Annotated in this window: 2 rRNA genes; both read left to right on the forward strand. The window is 54.5% G+C overall.

The window, feature by feature from the left end:
- Positions 1-1709: ribosomal RNA gene (locus tag AC3WQZ_RS35595) — 23S ribosomal RNA — on the forward strand; the annotation flags it as partial.
- Positions 1710-1831: 122 nt separating this feature from the next.
- Positions 1832-1944 (forward strand): 5S ribosomal RNA (rrf, locus tag AC3WQZ_RS35600).
- Positions 1945-1953: the final 9 nt, after the last annotated feature.

Consider the following 1953-nt stretch of genomic DNA (forward strand, 5'->3'; position numbering starts at 1 on the left):
GCGTGGTAGGAGAGCGTTCTGTAAGCCTGTGAAGGTGTCTTGTAAAGGATGCTGGAGGTATCAGAAGTGCGAATGCTGACATGAGTAGCGATAAAGGGGGTGAAAGGCCCCCTCGCCGTAAGCCCAAGGTTTCCTACGCAACGTTCATCGGCGTAGGGTGAGTCGGCCCCTAAGGCGAGGCAGAGATGCGTAGCTGATGGGAAGCAGGTTAATATTCCTGCACCGTCGTATGATGCGATGGGGGGACGGATCGCGGAAGGTTGTCCGGGTGTTGGAAGTCCCGGTCCCTGCATTGGAGAAGGCGCTCAGGCAAATCCGGGCGCGGGATTCAAGGATGTGGGGCGAGCGGCCTAGTGCTGCGAAGCAATTGGAAGTGGTTCCAAGAAAAGCCTCTAAGCTTCAGTCATACGAGACCGTACCGCAAACCGACACAGGTGGGCGAGATGAGTATTCTAAGGCGCTTGAGAGAACTCGGGAGAAGGAACTCGGCAAATTGGTACCGTAACTTCGGGATAAGGTACGCCCTGGTAGCTTGACTGGCCTGCGCCAGAAGGGTGAAGGGGTTGCAATAAAATGGTGGCTGCGACTGTTTAATAAAAACACAGCACTCTGCAAACACGAAAGTGGACGTATAGGGTGTGACGCCTGCCCGGTGCCGGAAGATTAAATGATGGGGTGCAAGCTCTTGATTGAAGTCCCGGTAAACGGCGGCCGTAACTATAACGGTCCTAAGGTAGCGAAATTCCTTGTCGGGTAAGTTCCGACCTGCACGAATGGCGTAACGATGGCCACACTGTCTCCTCCCGAGACTCAGCGAAGTTGAAGTGTTTGTGATGATGCAATCTCCCCGCGGCTAGACGGAAAGACCCCATGAACCTTTACTGTAGCTTTGCATTGGACTTTGAACCGATCTGTGTAGGATAGGTGGGAGGCTTTGAAGCGTGGACGCTAGTTCACGTGGAGCCGTCCTTGAAATACCACCCTGGTTTGTTTGAGGTTCTAACCTTGACCCGTGAATCCGGGTCGGGGACAGTGCATGGTAGGCAGTTTGACTGGGGCGGTCTCCTCCCAAAGTGTAACGGAGGAGTTCGAAGGTACGCTTGGTACGGTCGGACATCGTACCTAAAGTGCAATGGCAAAAGCGTGCTTAACTGCGAGACCGACAAGTCGAGCAGGTGCGAAAGCAGGACATAGTGATCCGGTGGTTCTGAATGGAAGGGCCATCGCTCAACGGATAAAAGGTACTCTGGGGATAACAGGCTGATACCGCCCAAGAGTTCATATCGACGGCGGTGTTTGGCACCTCGATGTCGGCTCATCTCATCCTGGGGCTGTAGCCGGTCCCAAGGGTATGGCTGTTCGCCATTTAAAGAGGTACGTGAGCTGGGTTTAAAACGTCGTGAGACAGTTTGGTCCCTATCTGCCGTGGGCGTTGGAATCTTGACGGGGGCTGCTCCTAGTACGAGAGGACCGGAGTGGACGTACCGCTGGTGTACCTGTTGTCTCGCCAGAGGCATCGCAGGGTAGCTATGTACGGAAGAGATAACCGCTGAAAGCATCTAAGCGGGAAACTCGCCTGAAGATGAGGATTCCCTGGCGGCTTGACCGCCTTGAAGGGTCGTTCGAGACCAGGACGTTGATAGGCTGGGTGTGGAAGCGCAGTAATGCGTTAAGCTAACCAGTACTAATTGCCCGTAAGGCTTGATCCTATAACCAGTGTGTTTTGCCTGGTGTGTGAATCGCGACTGTGCCGAAACAGTTGACACGCACAACCCCAACTACATCCCTATTCGCAGCGTTGACCTCAACCTCAGCGCTGCAACCCCTCATGCCTGGTGACCATAGCGAGCTGGAACCACCCCTTCCCATCCCGAACAGGTCCGTGAAACAGCTCCGCGCCGATGATAGTGCGGATTCCCGTGTGAAAGTAGGTCATCGCCAGGCTCTTATTCC

This window comes from Cupriavidus sp. FW305-26 (assembly GCF_058787975.1).